Source organism: Allobosea sp. MMO-172 (assembly GCF_037147855.1).
Lineage (GTDB): Bacteria > Pseudomonadota > Alphaproteobacteria > Rhizobiales > Beijerinckiaceae > Allobosea.
In genome coordinates this window covers 64,296-78,135 of the sequence record NZ_JBBCUM010000019.1, presented here as the reverse complement: position 1 = coordinate 78,135, position 13,840 = coordinate 64,296, and the positions used below count along the sequence as shown (strand labels likewise).

Annotated in this window: 16 protein-coding genes; 7 read left to right on the top strand and 9 right to left on the bottom strand. The window is 66.3% G+C overall.

The genetic code is table 11. The annotated features are described in order from the left end of the window. Positions 1-29: 29 nt before the first annotated feature. The 4 genes from WFK61_RS22895 (at position 30) to WFK61_RS22880 (ending at position 3,181) form a co-directional block, all read left to right on the top strand. Positions 30-830 carry an ABC transporter ATP-binding protein gene (locus WFK61_RS22895; RefSeq protein ID WP_442896360.1) on the top strand — a complete coding sequence of 267 codons (801 nt, stop codon included), beginning with the start codon at positions 30-32 and terminating at the stop codon, positions 828-830. Beyond that, positions 827-1,558 carry an ABC transporter ATP-binding protein gene (locus WFK61_RS22890; protein WP_336814364.1) on the top strand — a complete coding sequence of 244 codons (732 nt, stop codon included), beginning with the start codon at positions 827-829 and terminating at the stop codon, positions 1,556-1,558. The genes WFK61_RS22895 and WFK61_RS22890 overlap by 4 nt, the downstream gene beginning before the upstream one ends. A 2-nt stretch (positions 1,559-1,560) precedes the next feature. Continuing rightward, positions 1,561-1,935: a DUF6867 family protein gene (locus WFK61_RS22885; RefSeq protein WP_336814363.1), complete on the top strand. Its 375-nt coding sequence runs from the start codon at positions 1,561-1,563 to the stop codon at positions 1,933-1,935. A gap of 130 nt (positions 1,936-2,065) precedes the next feature. After that, positions 2,066-3,181 (top strand): branched-chain amino acid ABC transporter substrate-binding protein, encoded by a 1,116-nt coding sequence (locus WFK61_RS22880; RefSeq protein WP_336814362.1) that lies wholly within the window; start codon positions 2,066-2,068, stop codon positions 3,179-3,181. 118 nt (positions 3,182-3,299) lie between these two features. Here WFK61_RS22880 and WFK61_RS22875 read toward each other — a convergent pair whose 3' ends face one another. The 7 genes from WFK61_RS22875 to WFK61_RS22845 form a co-directional block, all read right to left on the bottom strand. Continuing rightward, on the bottom strand, positions 3,300-3,506 hold the full coding sequence (locus tag WFK61_RS22875; RefSeq protein WP_336814361.1) for a hypothetical protein: 207 nt from the start codon (positions 3,504-3,506) through the stop codon (positions 3,300-3,302). Positions 3,507-3,599: 93 nt separating this feature from the next. Further along, positions 3,600-4,388, bottom strand: a complete 789-nt coding sequence (locus tag WFK61_RS22870; RefSeq protein ID WP_336814360.1) for an alpha/beta fold hydrolase — start codon at positions 4,386-4,388, stop codon at positions 3,600-3,602. Positions 4,389-4,425: 37 nt separating this feature from the next. Next, positions 4,426-5,004 (bottom strand): RBBP9/YdeN family alpha/beta hydrolase, encoded by a 579-nt coding sequence (locus WFK61_RS22865; protein ID WP_336814359.1) that lies wholly within the window; start codon positions 5,002-5,004, stop codon positions 4,426-4,428. Positions 5,005-5,200: 196 nt separating this feature from the next. Then, complete coding sequence (purB, locus tag WFK61_RS22860; protein ID WP_336814358.1) at positions 5,201-6,508, bottom strand: adenylosuccinate lyase; 1,308 nt, start codon at positions 6,506-6,508, stop codon at positions 5,201-5,203. A 132-nt stretch (positions 6,509-6,640) separates the two neighbouring features. Beyond that, positions 6,641-7,324 carry a ribulose-phosphate 3-epimerase gene (gene rpe, locus WFK61_RS22855; RefSeq protein WP_336814357.1) on the bottom strand — a complete coding sequence of 228 codons (684 nt, stop codon included), beginning with the start codon at positions 7,322-7,324 and terminating at the stop codon, positions 6,641-6,643. Between the two features lie 36 nt (positions 7,325-7,360). After that, positions 7,361-8,044: a glutathione S-transferase family protein gene (locus tag WFK61_RS22850; protein WP_336814356.1), complete on the bottom strand. Its 684-nt coding sequence runs from the start codon at positions 8,042-8,044 to the stop codon at positions 7,361-7,363. A gap of 44 nt (positions 8,045-8,088) precedes the next feature. Further along, positions 8,089-9,060, bottom strand: coding sequence for a hypothetical protein (locus WFK61_RS22845; protein ID WP_336814355.1), 972 nt, complete (start codon positions 9,058-9,060; stop codon positions 8,089-8,091). Between the two features lie 265 nt (positions 9,061-9,325). Here WFK61_RS22845 and WFK61_RS22840 point away from each other — a divergent pair, with 265 nt between their 5' ends. Both WFK61_RS22840 and WFK61_RS22835 read left to right on the top strand, forming a co-directional pair. Beyond that, on the top strand, positions 9,326-10,576 hold the full coding sequence (locus tag WFK61_RS22840; RefSeq protein ID WP_336814354.1) for an NAD(P)/FAD-dependent oxidoreductase: 1,251 nt from the start codon (positions 9,326-9,328) through the stop codon (positions 10,574-10,576). Positions 10,577-10,835: 259 nt separating this feature from the next. Then, positions 10,836-11,975 carry a dipeptidase gene (locus WFK61_RS22835; protein WP_336814353.1) on the top strand — a complete coding sequence of 380 codons (1,140 nt, stop codon included), beginning with the start codon at positions 10,836-10,838 and terminating at the stop codon, positions 11,973-11,975. 74 nt (positions 11,976-12,049) lie between these two features. Here WFK61_RS22835 and WFK61_RS22830 read toward each other — a convergent pair whose 3' ends face one another. Both WFK61_RS22830 and WFK61_RS22825 read right to left on the bottom strand, forming a co-directional pair. After that, complete coding sequence (locus WFK61_RS22830) at positions 12,050-12,550, bottom strand: Clp protease N-terminal domain-containing protein (RefSeq protein ID WP_336814352.1); 501 nt, start codon at positions 12,548-12,550, stop codon at positions 12,050-12,052. 10 nt (positions 12,551-12,560) lie between these two features. Further along, the gene (locus WFK61_RS22825; protein ID WP_336814351.1) at positions 12,561-12,782 is read right to left on the bottom strand and encodes a hypothetical protein; all 222 of its coding nucleotides are present in this window, start codon (positions 12,780-12,782) and stop codon (positions 12,561-12,563) included. A gap of 191 nt (positions 12,783-12,973) precedes the next feature. On the opposite strand from WFK61_RS22825, the gene WFK61_RS22820 reads away from it, so the two are divergent. Further along, positions 12,974-13,801, top strand: a complete 828-nt coding sequence (locus WFK61_RS22820; protein ID WP_336814350.1) for an RNA methyltransferase — start codon at positions 12,974-12,976, stop codon at positions 13,799-13,801. Positions 13,802-13,840 lie beyond the last annotated feature (39 nt).

Genomic DNA, 13,840 nt, shown 5'->3' with positions numbered 1-13,840 from the left:
GCGCCCTGCTGGAGGTCGAGCAGGTCACCATGCGCTTCGGCGGCCTCACCGCCGTCAATGCGCTGTCCTTCCAGGCCCGCAAGGGCGAGATCACCGCGCTGATCGGCCCCAACGGCGCCGGCAAGACCACGGTCTTCAACTGCATCACCGGCTTCTACAAGCCGACGCAGGGCATGGTCTCGCTCAACCATGACGACGGCACGAGCTACCTGCTCGAGCGCATGCCGGACTTCCGCATCTCCTGGAAAGCCAAGGTCGCCCGCACCTTCCAGAACATCCGCCTGTTCGGCGGCATGACGGTGCTGGAGAACCTGCTCGTCGCCCAGCACAACCCGCTGATGGCGGCCTCCGGCTTCACCTTCCTCGGCGTGCTCGGCGTCGGCGGCTACAAGGCCCGCGAGAAGGAGGCGATCGAGAAGGCCAAGTTCTGGCTCGACAAGATCAACCTCACCCATCGCGCCGACGATCCCGCCGCCGACCTGCCTTATGGCGACCAGCGCCGGCTGGAGATCGCGCGTGCCATGTGCACCGATCCGGTCCTGCTCTGCCTCGACGAGCCGGCCGCGGGCCTGAACCCGCGCGAAAGCCTCGACCTCAACACGCTGCTGCTCTCGATCCGCAAGGACCTCGGCACGGCGCTGCTGCTGATCGAGCACGACATGTCGGTCGTCATGGAAATCTCGGACCATGTCGTGGTCCTCGACTACGGCACCAAGATCGCCGACGGCACGCCGGCCGAAGTACAGGCCGACCCCAAGGTCATCGCCGCCTATCTCGGCGTCGATGACGAGGAGGTCGAAGAGGTCGAAGCGGAGGTCGGCATCTCGTGACTCAAGCCCAGCCTCTTCTGGCCGTCCGCGGCGTCAAGACCTATTACGGCAAGATCATCGCGCTGAAGGGCGTCGATATCGACGTCAATCCCGGCGAGATCGTCACCATGATCGGCGCCAACGGCGCCGGCAAATCCACGCTGATGATGACGATCTTCGGCAATCCGCAGGCGCGCGAAGGCTCGGTCACCTATGAGGGCCGCGACATCACGCGCATGCCGAGCCACGAGATCGCGCGCTTGGGGATCGCCCAGTCCCCCGAAGGCCGGCGTATCTTCCCGCGCATGACGGTGTTCGAGAACCTGCAAATGGGAGCCGCCGTCCGCAATTTCGAGAATTTCGACGAGGATCTCGAAAAGATCTGCGTGCTCTTCCCGCGCATCAAGGAGCGCCTGCAGCAGCGTGGCGGCACGCTTTCCGGCGGCGAGCAGCAGATGGTCGCGATCGCGCGCGCCCTGATGGCGCGCCCGAAGCTGCTGCTGCTCGACGAACCCTCGCTGGGTCTCGCGCCGCTGATCGTGAAACAGATCTTCGAAGCGATCCGCGAGCTCAACAAGACGCAGGGGCTGACCGTCTTCCTGGTCGAGCAGAACGCCTTCCATGCGCTGAAGCTCGCCCATCGCGGCTATGTGATGGTCAACGGCGTCATCACGATGAGCGGCACCGGCAAGGAGCTGCTCGCCAATCCGCAGGTGCGGGCAGCTTATCTCGAAGGCGGGAGGCACTGACGATGCAGGGCATCCTCTACGAAGAACCGACGATCTGGCTCTTCCTGCTGGTGACCGTCGTCATGGGCGGCTGGCTCGCCTGGATGGCGGGCCGCGCGATCGCGCTGACATGGCGGCCGAACTGGCAGCTTTTCGTCTACATGCTGGTGCTCGGCCTGTTCGTGCGCTTCATCCATTTCGCCCTGTTCCAGGCGACGCTGCTGACGCTGCATTACTACATCGTCGACACCATCCTGCTGATGGCCTTCGGCTATGCCGGCTGGCGCTACACCCGCGCCAAGCAGATGACGCGGCAATATCACTGGCTGTTCGAGCCTGCCGGCCCCTTCGGCTGGAAGCCCCGCGCGGGCGTCGAAATCCGGCCGGAACTACTCTGAAAGTCTGAAGAGCTTGTCGCGTGACAGACCATCGGAAAAGCGCAAGACTGCAGCTCACGGTGGCCATAACGCGCCGAGACGGGCGGCCCGTCCAGCCCGTTGATCAATCAATACAGGGGAGTTGCATCACATGAAGAAACTGCTGTTGGGCGGCATTGCGCTCGGCGCGGTCCTCGCCTTCTCCGGCGTGGCCAATGCACAGATCAAGCTCGGTGTCGGCGGCCCGATCACCGGCCCGAACGCTGCCTTCGGCGCGCAGCTCAAGAACGGCGCCGAGCAGGCGGTCGAGGACATCAACGCCGCCGGCGGCGTTCTCGGCCAGAAGATCACGGTCACCGTCGGCGACGACGTCTCCGATCCGAAGCAGGGCGTCTCGGTCGCCAACAAGTTCGTCGGCGACGGCGTGAAATGGGTGCTCGGCCACTTCAACTCCGGCGTCACCATGCCGGCTTCCGAAGTCTATGCCGAGAACGGCATCCTGATGATCTCGCCTTCGGCCACCAACCCGAAGATCACCGAGCGCGGCCTGTGGAACACCTTCCGCACCTGCGGCCGTGACGATCAGCAGGGCGGCGTCGCCTCGGCCTATCTCCTGAAGAACTTCAAGGACAAGAAGATCGCCGTCGTCCACGACAAGACGACCTATGGCCAGGGCCTCGCCGACGAGACCAAGAAGGGCCTCAACGCCGGCGGCGTCAAGGAAGTGCTCTACGAAGGCATCAACGCCGGCGAGAAAGACTTCTCGGCGCTCGTCTCGAAGATCAAGGCCTCCGGCGCCGACTACCTCTACTGGGGCGGCCTGCACACCGAAGGCGGCCTGATCGTGCGCCAGATGCGCGACCAGGGCCTGAAGACGATCCTCGTCTCGGGGGACGGCATCACCACCGACGAGTTCGCCACGATCGGCGGCCCCGGCGTCGAAGGCACCCTCATGACCTTCCCGCCGGACCCGCAGAAGCGCCCGGAGGCGGCTGCCGTCGTCCAGAAGTTCGCTGCCAAGAACTTCAAGCCTGAAGCCTACACGCTCTACAGCTACGCCGCCGTCCAGATCATGGCGGAAGGTGCCAAGCGCGCGAACTCGACCGATCCGAAGAAGATCGCGGCGGCGCTGCATGGCGGCCAGCCGGTCAAGACCGTGATCGGCGATATCGGCTTCGACAAGAAGGGCGACATCACCCGCCCGGACTACACCGTCTACACTTGGAAGAAGGGTGCGGACGGCAAGATCACCTATGTCGAGAATTGATCTCGGCGGCTGATCCAGCCCCCTGAACGAAAGCGCCCGCTTCGGATCATCCGGAGTGGGCTTTTTGCTGGGTTTGCCAAGGTCGACGTTCCCGTTCGCACCGACGGCTCCGCCGCCCTCAATGACGATCTCGCCTGCGGCCGCCGAAGCGGCCGAGCAAGGTCGCCGCTTCGACGAGCGCCATGTTGACGAAAAGGCGCAGGCTCGATGCCTGAGCCGTGTCCGTTTCGCGTCTGGCCTCGATCAGGTGATCGCTGGCACGTTCCAGTGCGGCGACACGATCTTCTTCGTCATCTCCATCCGGTCGTCGTTGCGCTTGCGGCATAAGACGCTCCAGTTCTGGTTCGGGAGATAACGAGCGCGATTTTCGGTTGTTCCGCGCCAATGCCCACGCAGCGCGTGCTTGGAGGAAAGCCGGCTATGCGCGAACCGCGACGACATCGCGAATGAACCCGTCGAGCAGGCTCACCAGCCTGTCCGGGTCCTCCCGATGGGGGACATGGCCGATACCGTCGAGGATCGCCGCCTCTCCCCGCACAGCCGCGATGCGCCTGGCATGCTCGACGGAGCCGTATTCGTCATCCTGCCCATGCACCGCCAAGATCGGGCAGCGGACCCGGGCCAGCGCCTCATCGAGGGAAAACCCGGCGAAGGCCGGGTCGAGCCAGGTCTCGATCCAGGCTGAGACGACCCAGGCGGGATCGCGATGGTAGCGGCCGAGGCGCGCGAGGTTCTCGGGCTTGGCGAACTCGGCCTGCGCCACCCTGATCCCGTCGCGAATGCGATCGTCGACAAGCGCCTGTGCGCCCATCGTGATCAGTCCCACACAGTTCTCCGGGAGATGCGCCGCCGTTTCGACCGCCATCCCGCCGCCGACGCTATGGCCGCAGGCGATGAAGGAGGAAAACCCGAGCTGTTCCTGAAGAAGCGGCACGATCCGGCGCGCCTCCTCCCGAACGAAATTCATCGCAAGCCTGCCGGGAAACGGATCGGATCGCCCGAAGCCGAGCCGGTCATAGGCGATGACGCGCCGACTGGTCGCGGCAGCGAGCTTCTCGGGAAAGCTGCGCCACAGTTCCACGCTTCCAAGGGAATCGTGGAACAGCAGGATCGGAGCGGCAGAGGCTTCCGCGCCCTTCCAGAGCCGGGCGAAGAGCAAACCGTGGCCTGTATCGACCCGCCGGTCCTGAACGTCAATTCCGGTCACGCGAAGGCTCCGAGAGCAGGGTTTGGGGCGCTTCCGCTTATTGACTCAATGTCTGCGGAACCACGCTCAAGCTCTTGAGAAAGCCCGCGAAACGCAACAGCCCGTCCGGCCAGGGGCCATGCCCGGATTCGCTGTTGAGATGGCCGCTATCGCCGGCATCGACGAATTCCGAGCCCCAGGCCTCGGCAAGCGCCTTCGCCTCGTCCTGCGTGCAGTAGGGATCGGTCGCGCTGCCGATCAGCACCGAGGGGAAGGGCAGCTTCTCGCGGCGGTGCACGATGAAGTCCGGGCCCATGCCGGGCACCGCGCCCTTGGCCCTTTCGGAGGCCGGCGCGACGAGGAAGGCCCCGGCGACCTCGCCGGGATGGAGATGCTCGGCGGCGAAGGCGACGGCGCTGCAGCCGGCCGAATGGGCGACGAGCACGACGGGGCGCGTCGCGGAGCGCACGGCCTTCACGATCTCATCGGCCCAGACATGGCGGGAGGGCTTGTACCAGTCCGCCTGCTCGACGCGGCGCGCGGTCTTCAGGCGGGTTTCCCAGCGGCTCTGCCAATGGTCGGGCCCGGAGCCCGACCAGCCGGGGATGATAAGGATATCGACGTCGGAGGATTTCATGATGGATCTGGGCAAGGGCTGTCATCCCGCGCGCGCCGCAGCACGTCAGTGCTGCTGCGCAGATGCGGGACCGCGCTACGGGAAGGCGGCTTCTTCGTGAGACGGTCCCGTGTCTGCGCAGCAGCGTTTCACGCTGCGGCGCGCACGGGATGACGCACTGAATACCGGCCCAAAGTAGGTCGCCCCACCAATCGCTTCAAGCGTCCCCGAACACCCGGCGGAAGATCGTGTCGACATGCTTGAAGTGATAGCCCTCGTCGAACATCGCCTTGAGTTCGGAAGCGGAGAGCTTTGCGGCGACGTCCTTGTCGGCCATCAGGTTGGTCAGGAAGTCCTCGCCATGTTCCCAGGTGCGCATCGCGTTGCGCTGGACCATGGAGTAGCTGTCCTCGCGGCTGGCGCCGGCCTGGGTCAGCGCCAGCAGAACGCGCTGCGAATTATGCAGCCCGCCGAGGCGGTCGAGATTCTTTCGCATGTTCTGCGGATAGACCAGCAGCTTGTCGACGACGCCGGTAAGCCGCGCCAAGGCGAAATCGAGCGTCACGGTGGCGTCGGGGCCGATCATGCGCTCGACGGACGAGTGCGAGATGTCGCGCTCATGCCAGAGGGCGACGTTCTCCAGAGCCGGCGTGACCATGCCGCGCACGAGGCGGGACAGGCCGGTCAGGTTCTCGGTCAGCACCGGGTTGCGCTTGTGCGGCATCGCCGAGGAGCCCTTCTGGCCCGGCGAGAAATACTCCTCCGCCTCGTAGACCTCGGTGCGCTGGAGGTGACGGATCTCGGTCGAAAGCCGCTCGATGCAGGAGGCGACGACGCCGAGCGTGGCGAAATACATCGCGTGCCGGTCGCGCGGGATCACCTGGGTCGAGACCGGCTCGACGGTCAGCCCCATCTTCTCGGCGACATAGGCTTCGACCTGCGGGTCGATATTGGCGAAGGTGCCGACGGCGCCCGAGATCGCGCAGGTCGCGATTTCCGCGCGGGCCGCGACGAGGCGGGCGCGGCAGCGATCGAACTCGGCATAGGCCTGCGCGAGCTTCAGCCCGAAGGTCACCGGCTCGGCATGGATGCCGTGCGAGCGGCCGATGGTCGGGGTCAGCTTGTGCTCGAAGGCGCGGCGGCGGATCGCGGCGAGCAGCGCATCGACATCCGCGATCAGGATATCGGTGGCGCGCGCCAGCTGGACCGAGAGGGTGGTGTCGAGAATGTCCGACGAGGTCATGCCCTGGTGGACGAAGCGCGCTTCCGGCCCGACGATCTCGGCGAGATGGGTCAGGAAGGCGATGACGTCATGCTTGGTGACGCGCTCGATCTCGTCGATGCGTGCGACGTCGAAGACGGCATCCTTGGCCTTGGCCCAGATCGTCGCGGCCGCTTCCCTCGGCACGACGCCGAGCTCGGCGAGCTTGTCGGTCGCATGCGCCTCGATCTCGAACCAGATGCGGAAGCGGGTCTGCGGTTCCCAGATGGCGACCATCTCGGGGCGGGAATAGCGCGGGATCATCGCAAGCCTTTCACTACATTCTCAACGTCATCCCGGGCGGAGCGAAGCGCAGACCCGGGATCCATGCCTGAACCGTTCCGGAATGGATCCCGGGTCTCCCTGCGGTCGCCCGGGATGACGGCGCGTTAGAAACTACACCCACGACCCGCGCGCGGCTTCGGCCGCCTTGCGGATCGCTTCGATATTGCCGGCATAGGCCGAAGGCCCGCCCTTGAACACGGCTGAGCCGGCGACCAGCGTATCGGCGCCGGCCTTGACGACCAGCGGCGCGGTCTCGGGCGTGACTCCGCCATCGATCTCAATGGAGATCGGCCTGTCACCGACCAGCGCCTTCACCTGCGCGACCTTCTCGACCACCGAACGGATGAAGCTCTGCCCGCCGAAACCGGGATTGACGGTCATGAGCAGGATGAGATCGACATCCTCGATCAGGGCTTCGGCTGCGCTCGCCGGCGTGCCCGGATTGAGCACGATGCCAGCCTGCTTGCCCTGCGCCTTGATCGCCTGCAGCGTGCGGTGCGGATGCGGGCCCGCCTCGACATGGAAGGAGATCAGGTCCGCGCCGGCCTTGGCGAAGGCTTCGATGTAGGGGTCGACGGGCGCGATCATCAGATGCACGTCGAAGAACTTCTTGGTGTGCGGGCGGATCGCCTTCAGCACATCGGGACCGAACGTGATGTTCGGCACGAAATGCCCGTCCATCACGTCGCAATGAATCCAGTCGGCGCCAGCAACGTCGACCGCACGCACCTCCTCGCCGAGCTTGGCGAAATCGGCCGAGAGGATCGAGGGGGCGATGCGGATGGGGCTGGTCATGGCCGGGGGTTTAGCCCCGCTGGCCCGCCGCCGCAATCAGGCGGAGCGCAATTTCACCGGAAAGGACAGCCTGCGGTCGGCTTCAGCCGTCTCCGCTACCACCTGAGCGAAAGAGGGGCGCAGTTTGAGCCGCGCATACCACTCCGCCAGCCCCGGATAGCCGTCGAGCGACGGCCCGCCAAGGCGGCGGATGAAGAGCATGCTCATGAAGATCGCGATATCCGCCACCGAAAGCCGGCTGCCGAAGAACGGGCGCCCGGCCAGCTTCTGCTCCAGCACGTCGTAATGGCGCAGCAGCCCCTCCTCGGCGATCAGCGCATCGGCCTCCTGCGCGATGCGGCGGTCGCGATCCGGCGAGGGCGGTTCAGTGCGGTACATCAGCGGCTTCAAGGCCTGAAACAGGATCTCGTCGCCATAGAGCTCGTCGAGCCGGCAGCGCGCGCGCTCGACCGGCGTATCCGGCATCAGCTTGGGCTCGGGATAGGCTTCGTCGAGATATTCGTTGATCACCGTGGAATCGTAGAGGACGAGCCCGCAATCGGTCAGAATCGGCACCTGCCGCTTCGGGTTGAGCGCCAGCACCTCCGGATGACGGGGATCGTAGCCGGTCGTCTGGTTGAACGGCACCATGATGCGCTGGAAGGCGAGCCCCTTCTCGGTCAGCGCGATCTCGACCTTGCGTGAGAACAGGCTCAGCGGCCCGGAATAGAGGGTGATCATGGCGCGGCTCTCCTGCGACGGGGAAAGCCTCGCAAGCCCTTGCGTCAACGCCCGTCAGCAGCCTCCCGGCGCCGAATCCGGGCCGCGATGCCGCCAAGCAGCCAGGGCAGCAGGTAGATCGGGAACTGCGCCAGCGCGAAATAGAGGAAGGTGGTCGGCGAGACCCCTGCTCCCAAAGCTGCGACCAGCAGGCCCATGTTCCGCTGCCCGGTGCCATAGCCGATCATGAAGCGCTCGGAGGCCGGCAGCAGCCGCAGCACCAGCCAGCTCGAGGCTAACCCGGCTGCCGAGACGGCGAAGACGCATCCCAGCACGAAGAGCACGAGCCGGGGATTGTCGAGCGCAGCCTTGGTCACGCCGTCCATCGCGGCGATGGCGAAGATGAAATACATCAGCACGCCGAAGCCATCGAGATTGGCCTTCATCGCCTTGATCCGGGCGAGCCCCAGCCAGAACCGGATCGCGGTCGCGACCGCCATGCCGCCGCCGATGAAGATCAGGAGGCGCAGCGTCAGCGCCCAGCGGTCGAGCGGCACCGCGGCCCCGGCGAGCAATTCGACGAGGATCGGCGCGACGATCGGGCTGATGATCGTGGTCAGGATGACGCTGGCGATGATCAGCGAGGGCTCGAAGCCGTAGAGGATCGCCACCGCCGGCGAGGACATGATCGGCGGCGCCGCGCCCATGATCGCAAGCCCGAGCACGATACCGGGATCGAGGTTCTCGCGCCCGACCAGCAGGAGCGCCCCGCCGATCAGCAGCACCGGCCCCGCGATCAGCCAGGCACAGCTCGCGGCGAGCTTGGCCGGGCGCCGGAGCAGCCCGAGCGTCACGCTCATGTCCAGCCGCATGAACACGACCGTGGTGAAGCAGAAGATCGTGATCGGCAGGGCCGGCCGCGCCATCGCCGAGAATTGCGGCAGCGCGAGGCCGAGGAAGATCGAGAGCGCGAAGCCTTGCGTGCCATGGCGGCCGAGCCACGCGAGCGCGGCAGCAATAAAGGCGGCGGGATGCATCGGCCGGGCTCTGGAATCGTTCGCGAAACAGACGCACACTGGCTGAAGGCGCGGGCAGCGTCACCTCCCGGAGACGCAAGCCAATCCTGCGCCGGCATAAAATTGCGCACTCTTCCGCCAACCGCAGCCCATGATCAGTCACCTTCGGAAGGTTGGCGCAGAAATTGCGAAAGATTGCGCTGTTCCGCGCAAAATCCGGTCACGCCGCTGACAAGCCCGTGCAAACCGGTATCCTTGCGGGAAAAGGGGTTGGCAGGAGCAGGTCATGAAGGTGGATACGATCGTTCTCGGCGCCGGTGTCGTCGGCATTTCGGTCGCGCTTCATCTCCAGAAGGCCGGGCGCGCCACCTTGCTGGTCGACCGTCGTGCGCCGGGCGAGGAGACCAGCTACGGCAATGCCGGCCTGATCCAGCGCGAGGGCGTCTACCCCTACGGCTTCCCGCATGATTTCGGTGCGCTCATCCGCTACGCGATGAACAACACCATCGACGCGCATTACCACTGGAGCGCGATCCCGAAGCTCGCCCCGTTCCTGTTCTCCTACTGGATGCATTCGCGCGCTTCGCAGCATCAGGCCATCGCGCATAAATATGCGACGCTGATCGAGCATTGCGTGAGCGAGCACGATGCGCTCGCGCAGGAAGCCGGCGCTACCAACCTGCTGCGCCGCGACGGCTGGATGAAGGTGTTCCGCACCGAGAAGGAACGCGATACCCGCCTCGCCGAAGCCGCCCGCTGGAACGGCGAATTCGGCCTGAACTACCGCGCGCTCGACATGGCGACCCTCAAGGCCGAGGAGCCGCATCTCGACCATGGCAGCCTGATCGGCGGCCTGCACTGGACCGACCCGACCACCGTCGTCGACCCGCTCGGCCTGTCGAAGGCCTATGTCGCTCTGTTCGAGAAGCTCGGCGGCAAGCTCGCCATCGGCGATGCCGGCACGCTCCAGCAGAACGGCGCCGGCTGGACCGTCACCCTCGCCGACGGCACCACGGCCGAAGCCAAGGACGTTATCGTCGCGCTCGGCCCCTGGGCCGACGTGCTCAGCAACAAGCTGGGTTACCGCCTGCCGCTCGCGGTCAAGCGCGGCTACCACATGCATTACAAGCCGCAGGGCAATGCCGTGCTCAACCACCCGGTGCTGGACACCGAGCGCGGCTATTTCCTCGCCCCGATGCTGCAGGGCATCCGCCTGACCACCGGCGCCGAGTTCGCCGATCGCGATGCACCCAAGACCCCGGTCCAGCTCGCCCGCGCCGAGCCGATCGCGAAGCAGCTCTTCCCGCTCGGCGAGCGTGTCGATGCCGAGCCCTGGCTCGGCCGCCGGCCCTGCACGCCGGACATGATGCCGATCATCGGCCCGGCACCGAAGCACAAGGGTCTGTGGTTCTCCTTCGGCCACGCCCATCACGGCCTGACGCTCGCCGCCGTCACCGGCCGCATGATCGCGGAAATGGTAACGGGCCAGAAGGTCTTCGTGGATCCCACGCCCTTCGCCCCGGCGCGGTTCGCCTAAGGCACCCGTCAAAGGGCGCCTGTCATCCCGTGCGCGCTGCGGCATGCAATGCTGCGGCGCAGACACGGGACCGTCTCCCGGAAAAGGCACCTTCTCGTCGCGCGATCCCGCATCAGCGCAGCAGCACTGACGTGCCGCAGCGCGTGCGGGATGACACTACGAAAGCGCGTGCGGGATGACCGACCTGCGTCCTGCCCCCTCGCCTCCCGGCGCACTCCCTGCCACGATCCGGCTCCCGATTCCCGACCGAGACCTCGCCATGGCCCTCGCCAAACCGCCCGTTCAGGACAATGCCTACGCCGCCGCGCTCGCCCTGCTCGACCGCGTTCCGCTGATCGACGGCCATAACGACCTGCCCTATGTCATCCGCAAGGACGCGAAGGCTAAGGGCGATGTCGCCGCCTACGGTCTCGACAAGGTCCATGCCGAGGGCGACACCGACATCCCGCGCATGCAGGCCGGCAAGATGGCGGCGCAGTTCTTCGCGGCCTATGTCCCGCCGAAGCAGGCCAATCCCGCCGGCTTCGCGCTCGCCCAGATCGCCCTGATGCGCGACATCCTGAAGCGCCACGCGAACGTCTTCCGCCCCGGCCTCTCCGCCGCCGATGTCGAGGCGGCCAAGGCCGAAGGGCGCATCGCCCTGTTCATGACCATCGAGAACGGCTCGGCGGTCGATGGCGAGCTCGACGCGCTCGACGCCTATTTCGATCTCGGCGTGCGCCTGATGACGCTCTGCCACAACGACACCACCGACTGGTGCGATTCCGCCACCGACGCCCCGCGCCATAACGGCCTCACGGCCTTCGGCAAGGACGTGCTGCGCCGGATGAACAAGCTCGGCATGGTCATCGACCTCGCCCATGTCGCGCCGAAGGTGATGCATGACGCGCTCGACGTCTCCAGCGCGCCGCTGGTCTGGTCGCATTCCAACGCCTTCACGCTCTGCGACCATCCGCGCAACGTGCCCGACGACGTGCTTGATCGCGTCGCCGGCAATGGCGGCGTCGTGATGGCGACCTTCGTGCCGGATTTCATCAGCCAGGCTTCGCGCGACTGGCATCGTCCGGCCAAGGACCAGTACGGCAAGAGCCCGGAAGGCATCGACCACGAGAAGGCCGAGGCAGAGATCGAACGCAAATCCGGCCCGCGCCCGAAGGCGACGCTGCCGGAATATTGCGACCATGTCGAATATCTCGCCAGACGCCTCGGCCACGACCATGTCGGCATCGGCTCGGACTTCTTCGGCTGGGTCAATCCCGACGGGCTGGAAGACACCACAACCTTCCCCTCGGTGATCGCCGAACTGATCCGCCGCGGCTGGTCCGAGGAAAACCTCGCCAAGCTCGCCGGCGGCAACATGCTGCGCGTGCTGCGGGCGGTGGAAAAAGCGGCTGGCTAGTTCGAACGAACGATCCGCCGGCCGGATGGCCGGCTCGGGGCTGCTCATGCATCAGAACGTGGGCAGCGACGCGTTCATAGAGTGCTCTTCCCGACAATCGCATCGGCGCTCGATTTCAGGCTGGCGGGATCGACGCCGAGCGCCCGCAGTGCCCTTGGCGCCACGCCCTGCGGCAGCCCCGCGACGATGCTGACGACATGAGCACCGAGCAAGGGCGCGTGATCCCTCCGGGCTTCCGCCAGCTCCTGCATGACGGCCTGCCCGGATGGCGCGGCATGATAGGCGCCGGAATGGGCCGAAACCGGCATGTCGGACGGCGCGTCCGCTGTCAGGCCGATCGACTGAAGGGCATCGCCATATTGTCGTTCGATCGCGGCTTTCAGGGCGTCAGGCTCGGCCCCTGCCCGCTCGAAGGCGAGACGGGCCGTGCCGTCCGGGAGATCGAGCGCGGCCAGCAGGAAATGCTCGGCGCCCGGCTCCCGCTGCTGGTCGTGCAAGGCATGGGCTTCCGCCCGCTCGCAGAGGCGCTTGATCGTACCCATGTCGTCGAGCTTCGACCTGATGCGTTTGAACATCGCATTCTCCCTAGGCGGAGCGATCCTCCGCCACCACATCCGAAAGCCTTTTATGGGCGGCCTGCTTGGTGACCCCGAGGGCCAAGGCAATCCGCGACCACGACCAGCCTTGCTGCAGGGCCGACCGCACGGCCCCGCGCTCGATCCGGTCCGCCAGGCGGCGCAAGGCAACGACGGCCGCCAGCGCTTCCTCGGGGTCGGTCGGGATGGCGATGTTGCGCAGGTCACCCATCCGTCAACATTAGTTGACGACGAAGCGGCCGTCAATAAAAGTTGACAGATACCCTTGGCGGCCCGCGAACGACGCTGCATCCGTGGCTCGCGTCACCCGGCCGGGCTCGCCATGGGAACCGGCTTGACGTATGGCCTCCCCCGGCAGCCCGTTTGGGGGCTGCGCAGAAGATCAGACGAAGCGACTGTCCCATGACCGGTTCCGGCACCGACCGCACCCGCCCGGCCGTCCAGGCCCCTGCCCCGATCGTCATCCTGGTCGAGCCACAACTCGCCGAGAATATCGGCATGTGCGCCCGCGCCATGGCGAATTTCGGCCTCTCCGAGATGCGCCTCGTCGCCCCGCGCGACGGCTGGCCGAGCGGCGGCGGCCTCAAGAAGGGCGCGACCGCGGCAGCCTCCGGCGCGACGCATATTCTTGAGAACGCCAGGCTTTTTGACAGCGCGGCCGAGGCGATCGCCGACCTGAACCACGTCCTGGCGACGACCGCCCGCGAGCGCGGCCAGATGAAGCGCGTGCTGACTCCGGCCGAGGCGATGCCGGAGGTCGCCGGCCGCATCGGCTCGGGCGAGCGCGTCGGCATCCTGTTCGGGCGCGAGCGCATCGGCCTGACCAACGAGGAGATCAGCCTCGCCGACGCGATCCTGACCTTCCCGGTCAATCCCGCCTTCGCCTCGCTGAACCTCGCCCAGGCCGTGCTGCTCAACGGTTATGAATGGTTCAAGACGACGGGGGGCGAGCCGCCCTTCCGCGAGAACAACCCCTCACCGCCAGCCAAGCGCGAGATGATCCTGTCGATGTTCGATTATCTCGAGGCCGAGCTCGACCTCTGCGGCTTCTTCCCGGCCGGCAAGAAGCCGGTGATGACCGCCAATCTCCGCGACATCCTGCACCGGCTCGACATGACCGAGCAGGAGGCCCGGACGCTGCGCGGCGTCTTCAAGTCGCTGGTCGAGGGGCCGAAGAAGGCCCGCCTGCTCGCGCGACAGGCGGGCGAGACGAACCCGACCGAACAATAAAAAAGCCGGCCCCGAAGGGCCGGCTGGTCTAGTCGGGGG